This is a genomic window from Chthonomonas sp. (assembly GCF_035294165.1).
GTDB lineage: Bacteria > Armatimonadota > Chthonomonadetes > Chthonomonadales > Chthonomonadaceae > Chthonomonas.
In genome coordinates, this window is sequence record NZ_DATGLN010000223.1 from 1 (window position 1) to 7,131 (window position 7,131).

Here is a 7,131-nt window from a genome sequence, read left to right on the forward strand (position 1 = left end):
GTGCTGAGCGCACAGATGCTAACAAAGGGCTTGGAAGGCATTTTGGCAGCAGGCTTTTTCGGTAACGACTGGGGCGTTGCCGATGGGGACTGGGCTTTCGGCACTATGGAAGGCACAAAAGGCGTTATCGGGGAGCGGTGAATCGTAAAAAAGACGGCAGATTTTTCAGAGAAAGGAGAGATAGATGGCAAAAAGTTTGGAAGGTAAGGTTGCCATTGTTACAGGAGCCTCATCGGGTATTGGGGAGGCCACCGCATTGCGACTGGCGGCAGAGGGGGCGCGGGTAACGATCGCCGCCCGGCGTGTCGAGCGTTTGAACGCGCTCGCAGAACGCATACGAGCCGAGGGAGGTGAGGCGCTGCCGAGTGTGACCGACGTGGCGGAGGCCGAACAGGTGTATGCGATGGTACGTCGTACGCAGGAGGCTTGGGGGCGTGTGGATATCTTGGTGAACAATGCCGGTGTGATGTTGTTGGGGCCGGTTGATGGCGCGGACATTCGCGATTGGCGACGCATGCTCGACATCAATGTGTGGGGGCTTATGGTGGCCACGCACGCGGTGCTGCCGATCATGAAGGAACAGGGAGGCGGGCACATTGTGAACGTCTCTTCGGTGGCAGGAAGGCAGACCAGCGTGTATGCGGCCGTCTATTCTGCCACGAAGTTTGCGGTAGGTGCTTTTTCGGAAGGGTTGCGCAAGCAGGAGACGCGCAACCATATTCGCGTTACGGTGATCGAGCCTGGGGTGGTGGCGACGGAGTTGACCGATCACATTACCCATGCGCCGACGAAGCAGGCCATTCGGGAGTGGATCGCCACCATGGAACCCCTCAAAAGCGAGGATATTGCGGAGGCCATTCTCTATGCGGTAACTCAGCCGCCGCATGTATCGGTGAACGAGATACTGGTTCGCCCTACCGAGCAGGATACATAGGGCCCCCGCCCCTCAAGGCCGACGCCCTCCCCCTATCAGGGAGAGGGGCACCTCGCGGTGAGCATCTCAGCGGCCTGTTTCATACTCTTTACCCGTCCATCTCTCTGGCCGCTGCATCGCCGTGCGCTAGCACCTCCCGAATCGGGGAAAAGGCCGGGATAGGGGGCGAACATGAGAGGCTTGCTTTGCTAACTGCCTCTAGAGCCGCGAGATTGTCAGCCCCACCCCTCCCCCTTAGAGCTTGTGGGAAGTGAAACTCAAGATTTCTCGCCTTCGGCTCGAAATGACAGTTGTTCATCTCACCGGCTCTTCAAGAATAACGCCTTCCCTCAAGGCTTACCCCTACAGCCCCACCCCTACCCTCCCCCTGCAGGGGGAGGGAGGCTAATAAGCTTGTCGGCTGTTTCCTTTGGCTAGCTTTCCCTCGAAAAACCAGCAAGATAGCCCCCTTTCTCCCTAATAGGGGGAAAGGCCGGGATAGGGGGCGAGCGAGATAAGCTCATTCTGCTAACTTGCTCTAGAGGCAATTACATAATGAGTGGGTAACCTCAAGGCCGACGCCCTCCTCCTCATCTGCTAAGACCGCTGCATTGTGCTGTCTGCAAGACGAAAGGATAGGATAGGGGACGAGCAAAGTTGGCTTGCTCTGCGAACTGGCTCTAGAACCGCAAGCGGCTGCATCCTATCTCGGCAAGGAGAGCCTATAAAAGCACACCAAACAGGGCAAGCGAACCAACTTGCACGCTTGCCCTGAGGAACAGAACTCTTTATATTGCCGTTACTCGGCTTCCACAGGCGCATGAGCGCGCGGGGGCGGCGGAGTCCACGTGGGATCGTCTTGGGCTAAAAGGTGCAGACCCAAAAACTCGGCTAACTCCTCGTTCGTGTGTCTATCCACCCATTGCCCGAAACTCTCGCCCTCCTCTCGGGTGCATCGGAAGCTCACCAAAAGGTTCTCAATGGCATACTTCACCTTATCTGCCGGCACTTTGCGCGAGATAGGGCGGACGAATTTCGCATCGCCCCCGAGTCGGCCACCAAGGCATACATCGTAGGCCTCTACCTGTGTCCCGTCGTTCAGTCGTGCCAAACACCCTTGCAGGCCGATGTCGCCGATGTGGTGCTGCCCACACGAGTTCGGGCAGCCGTTAAGGTGAATGCGTATCGGTTCATCCCACACCATACGACTCTCCAGATAGGAGATGATCTCCTGAAGGCGATGTTTTGTCTCCGTAATGGCCAGGTTGCAAAACTCATTGCCCGTACAGCATACCGCCCCCTTGTGAAACTCGGAGGCATTCACCAAGAAACCGGCCTCTTGAATGGCCTGTATAGCGGCATTTAAGTCGCTGTACTTGATGTTTGGGAAGAGCAGGTTCTGTTGGTTGGTGGTACGAACGTTGCCCTCGCAATAACGTTCGGCAATGTCGGCCGCAGCAAACAACTGCTCATCGGTAACCCGGCCGGTAAGAATGGAGGTACCTACCCAGTAGCGATCGGCCTGCTTTTGGCGATGAACTCCCAAGTGGTCTTGCTGCACCGGCCTAATAGGTTCCAACACAGGCACGGCCGGGTCTGGAGTCCATCCGAGGCGTTTGATCAGCTCCTCACGAAACCGTTCCGGCCCCCAATCGGCCACAAGAAACTTCAAACGCGCGTGGTTGCGTCGCTGCCGATAGCCGTCATCGCGAAAGATTTTAGTAACGGCAATACAAACATCCAGCACCTGCTCAGGCTTGATGAAGACATCGAGCTTTTTGGCGAAATGCGGTTGTGTGGAAAGCCCTCCGCCCACATACAGATGAAAACCAACCTCCGACTTGCCCTTGTGAAAGCGACGCACGGCCTGCAAGCCCACATCGTTGATCTGCGGTTGAGCGCAGTGAATGGCACAGCCCGATATAACGATCTTGTACTTGCGAGGCAGATCGGAGAACTCTTTATTACCTAAAAAGTAGTTAGTAACCTCGCGAATGAGGGGGCGGGTATCATAAAGCTCCTGCGGGTCTAGACCCGACACAGGGCATCCTGCGATGTTGCGGGTAATATCGCCACATGCCCCGGTTGTGGTAAGCCCAACGGCATGGAGACGTTCAAAGACGGTAGGTAGGTTCTCGATGGTCAGCCAGTGAAACTGAAAATTTTGGCGTGTTGTTACATCCGCGAAGCCATGGGCAAAATCGCGTGTGATGGAGGCTATAGCACGGAGCTGTTCAACAGTTAAATCTCCCCCGGGCACCTTCACGCGCAACATGAAATGACCAACATTCGGTTTTTGCGGGTAGATGCCATACCATCGAAAGCGCTGCAGATCGTCTGGTGGGATCGCATCGTAGCCGAGTTTGGCGTAGCGAAATATGTCGTCCCAAACGTCCAACCCGTCTTTAGCCTTTTTAATCGCTTCCACATCGGCTTTCGCCATCTTCTCTTCTCCCTAACAGATCGCCTAAACTTGACTATTCCAGTTGGAATAGTTGGCTTTTCATAGAGTGTACCACGCCCTGTGTGAATGTGTCAACAGGTTAGGAGAAATTTTTCTGTTCAAGGGCGGTGCTTAGTTGGTATCGGGAGTTGTAGAGGCAGGCTTCCTGTTCTAGAGCCGGTTCGCACAGCAAAGCTACCTTGATCCCATCCTTTCCGTCCTCGCGGACGGCAACGCAGCAGTCGTAGCAGACAGCAATGCAGCGGCCAGGCAAAGAGACGATTAAGAGAATAAAACAGGCCGCTGAGGCGGTCAGCTCCTCCCCTTGTAGGGGAGGGGTGGGGCTTGAAGCGCCGATGAACAACTGTCATTTCAAAGGCGAGATAAACAACTGTCATTTCGAGCCGAAGGCGAGAAATCTTAAGTTTCCATTCCCACCAGTTCTGAGGGGGCAGGGTGAGGCTGCAGAGACTGCCAATTGCTTCGGTTCTAGAGCTAGTTAGCAGAATGAACTTATCTTGCTCGCCCCCTATCCCGCCCTTTCCCCTATTAGGGAGGTGCTAGCGCACGGCGATGCAGCGGCCAGGGAGATAGACGATTATGGGTGTTGTAGTGGCTGCAAAGGCGCCGTCCGCGAGGACGCCCACCGCGAGGTGCCCCTCTCTCCGTTAGGAAGAGGGGTAGGAGGTGAGGGGGGCTGTGAGAGATCGCCTATTGAGGCGGCCAAGAAGATTGGCTAAAGGTTTGCGAAGAACTAGCCGAAAATAGCAGGGTAATCCTAGGGGCCGAGGGGGTTATGGAGGATCCCCGGCTCGGAGGCTCTCTTCTATGAGGGAAGAGAGGAACTGACAAAGGTCACGGAGGTCCACAGATGGGCGAAGTTCCACCATCCGCGCTTTGGCGAGAGTTTAAAGAAGAAGGCAGCCAGGAGGCGCGGGAGGCTCTTATTCAGCGTTACGCACACCTCGTTACGATTACGGCGGGGCGTCTTTTCGGCCCCTTGCCGGCAGGAATCGAGAAAGACGATCTCATTAGTGCCGGGGCAATTGGCCTCATTAAGGCGGTCGATCAGTTCGATCCTAATCGAGGCATTAAGTTTGAAACCTATGCGATCACCCTTATTCGAGGCGCTATTCTCGAAATGCTTCGCAGCGATGATTGGGTGCCTCGACTGGTGCGCGACCAGCAAAAGCAGCTTAAGCAGGCCTATATGCGTTTAGAGAGCCGCTTGGGGCGTCCGGCCACCGAAGAGGAGGTGGCCGAAGAGCTGGGCATCACTCTTGAGCAGCTCGATAAGTTGTTCACCAACATCGGCAGAACCACCCTTCTCTCCCTGGACGATCTGAGAATAGGCACCGAGCAGCAGCGCTTAGCCGATCTCCTACCTGCCGAGGGGCCTAGCCCTCTCGAGGCGGTGACCATGCGGGAGCGCAAGCGTGTGCTTGCGGCCGCAGTGGAGCGGTTGCCGGAGCGAGAGAAGCTTGTAATGTCGCTCTACTACAAAGAGGGGCTCACGTTCAAGGAGATCGGTATGGTGCTTTCCGTCTCCGAGTCGCGCGCCTATCAGTTGCATGCACAAGCTGTGACACGATTGCGAAGCTATCTCGAGCAGGAGGCAGAGCTGTTTACTTAGGATTCCGACGCTTTTGTCGGGACGGATAGTTTGCCAAGCGCGCCCAATAACGGCTCTGTGAGGGCCAGCGTTTCGTCGAGATTTAGTGACCGACCAATCGTGTAGAAGGCGTCGAGCTGCTGGTCGGGGAGTTGTAACTGGATTTGATGGCGAATGGCGGCGACCCGTTTGCGGTCGGAGGGGAGCAGAGGGGCCCCGATCTGTTGCCGCAAGGCCTCTGCAGCCCCCAAGAGTTTCGTGGCCAGTTCGGCGCGTTTCCAACTGACGGCGAGCCAGGCGCAGCTTTCAAAGGAGTAGGCTAAGCCTCGCTTATCTTGGAGAGCACAACGCAGTTGAAGACTTTTTGCCTGATAGGTTCGCGCTTTGGCAGGTTGCCCCAAAGCAAGCAGCGTGTTGCTGAGATTGTTGAGGAGAATGGCCTCAACATAGGGGCTTTGTAGCTCGCGGGCTTTTTCAAGGGCTTCCTCGAAGATGCGTTGAGCGGTTTCATATTGGCCCCGATCGTAGGCGATAAGCGCAAGATTGTTGAGTGAATCGATTACCCCTTGGTGGTTACCGAGGGTGCGTTTGGCTTGCAGACTCTGCTGCAACAGCTCAACAGCCTCTTCATATCGTTCCTGCTCTTGGGCGATGAGGGCCATATTGTTGAGGGTAGTGGCGACCAACTGATGGTTTTCTAGGCGCTGCCAGAGCTGGAGCGAGAGGGTATAGGCGGTTTGAGCATCCTCTAAATTGCCTTGCTCATAGGCCAAAGCTCCGAGCTGTCCATGAATCTCTGCCTGAGCGCGAAGATCATCCATTTGGGTCGCTTTGGCAAGGGCGATCTTGTAGAAAAAATCGGCCTCTGCATAGTCGGCCTGGTGTTTGGCGAAAAGCCCAAGGCCATGCAGAATGCGCAGTTGGATGAAGGCATCGGCATGCGGGGGGATTACGGCCTGTATCTGTTTGAGCCATTTGCGGCCTTCGGTAAAGGAGTTCGTCACCATCCAATAGTACCAGAGTGCTGCACCGATGTAGGCGGCCAGTTCGGCATTATTTGCGATAGCCCACTCCAGTGAGGCGCGAAAATTATCGTGTTCGGCCTCTAGGGCGGCCTGGACGGTGGGGCGCTGGGGGCCTGCCAACAACGGAACGTTCTCCCGTGCAAATTGGAAATAGTAGCGGGCGTGGCGTAAAGAAAGATCGTGAATCTCCTGTGGGGATAGATACATCAAGGCGAACTCGCGCATGGTTTCGAGAAGAGTATAGCGCGTTTCATCTACGGATACTCCACTTAAGGAGAGGAGTGAACGCTCGGCCAGTTCATTTAGCATCGGTTCGGCGTCGAGGTTGTTCAAAACAGCAGCACAGGCTTTTGCGGTGAAGCCTCCCCGAAAAACGGATAGTTTGAGGAAGAACTGTTTTTGATCTTCTGAGAGAAGTTCCAAACTCCATGCAAAGGCCGTTTGTAGGGCGCTATGGCGTACTGTTGGTGTTCGGCGGCGCGTTACTAAAAGCTCCATGGGGTTTTCTAGTCTCTGAACGATCTGCAGCATGGAGAGTTGAGAACACCAGGATGCGGCCAGCTCTAAAGCGAGAGGAATGCCTTCAAGCCTTTGAACCGTGGTGTAAATCGGTAGGGCCGTTCGTGGGGTCAGTTGAAAATCCGGCTTGATGGCCTGGGCTCGATCCACAAAAAGCTGGACGCTGGGGTAGGAAGCTAACTCTTCTGGGGAGGGGGCGAACAGAGCAGTAGGGATGGGCAGCGGACCGACGCTGTAACGCTGTTCGCCCTCAAGCCCAATGGGTTGGCGAGATGTGACAAGACATTTGAGCAGGGGAAGCCGATCGAAAAGCTCGTAAAGGAAGCTGCGAACCTGATCTGCATGTTCCTCGGGGACGAGTAGCTGTTCACAGTTGTCGAGTAGGAGGAGGAGGGGGTGTTCATGATACTGGGAATATAGGCCCTCTAAAGGGTGCTGTTGAGAAGCGATGGGGAGGCGAAGGGCTTGGGCCAGCGTGAGAGGGAGCACAGAGGGATCGCGAATTTCTGTAAGAGGTACGTGGCAGATGGAGTTGGAGTAGAGGGCATGGATATGGGCCGCGGCTTCGAGGGCTAGGCGTGTTTTTCCACAGCCGCCAGGCCCTAGTAGAGTGATGAGG

4 protein-coding genes are annotated in these 7,131 nt (G+C 55.6%); 2 read left to right on the forward strand and 2 right to left on the reverse strand.

Annotated features, from left to right (window positions below; translation table 11 throughout):
- Positions 1-184: 184 nt before the first annotated feature.
- A complete protein-coding gene (locus tag VKV29_RS12570; protein ID WP_324201657.1) occupies positions 185-934 on the forward strand; it encodes an SDR family NAD(P)-dependent oxidoreductase in 750 nt (249 codons plus the stop codon).
- Between the two features lie 778 nt (positions 935-1,712).
- On the opposite strand, the gene VKV29_RS12575 is transcribed toward VKV29_RS12570, so the two are convergent.
- Positions 1,713-3,356 (reverse strand): nitrite/sulfite reductase, encoded by a 1,644-nt coding sequence (locus VKV29_RS12575; RefSeq protein ID WP_324201658.1) that lies wholly within the window; start codon positions 3,354-3,356, stop codon positions 1,713-1,715.
- A gap of 871 nt (positions 3,357-4,227) precedes the next feature.
- Here VKV29_RS12575 and VKV29_RS12580 point away from each other — a divergent pair.
- Positions 4,228-4,989, forward strand: coding sequence for a FliA/WhiG family RNA polymerase sigma factor (locus tag VKV29_RS12580; RefSeq protein ID WP_324201659.1), 762 nt, complete (start codon positions 4,228-4,230; stop codon positions 4,987-4,989).
- On the opposite strand, the gene VKV29_RS12585 is transcribed toward VKV29_RS12580, so the two are convergent.
- Positions 4,986-7,131 (reverse strand): ATP-binding protein (locus tag VKV29_RS12585; protein WP_324201660.1); only part of this gene is annotated, 2,146 nt, incomplete at its 5' end. The genes VKV29_RS12580 and VKV29_RS12585 overlap by 4 nt on opposite strands.

What these genes read in the sequence shown, in the direction of transcription:
- VKV29_RS12570 (WP_324201657.1), top strand. Translation starts at nt 185, where the DNA reads ATGGCAAAAAGTTTGGAAGGTAAGGTTGCCATTGTTACAGGAGCCTCA.
- VKV29_RS12575 (WP_324201658.1), bottom strand. Translation starts at nt 3,356, where the DNA reads ATGGCGAAAGCCGATGTGGAAGCGATTAAAAAGGCTAAAGACGGGTTG.
- VKV29_RS12580 (WP_324201659.1), top strand. Translation starts at nt 4,228, where the DNA reads ATGGGCGAAGTTCCACCATCCGCGCTTTGGCGAGAGTTTAAAGAAGAA.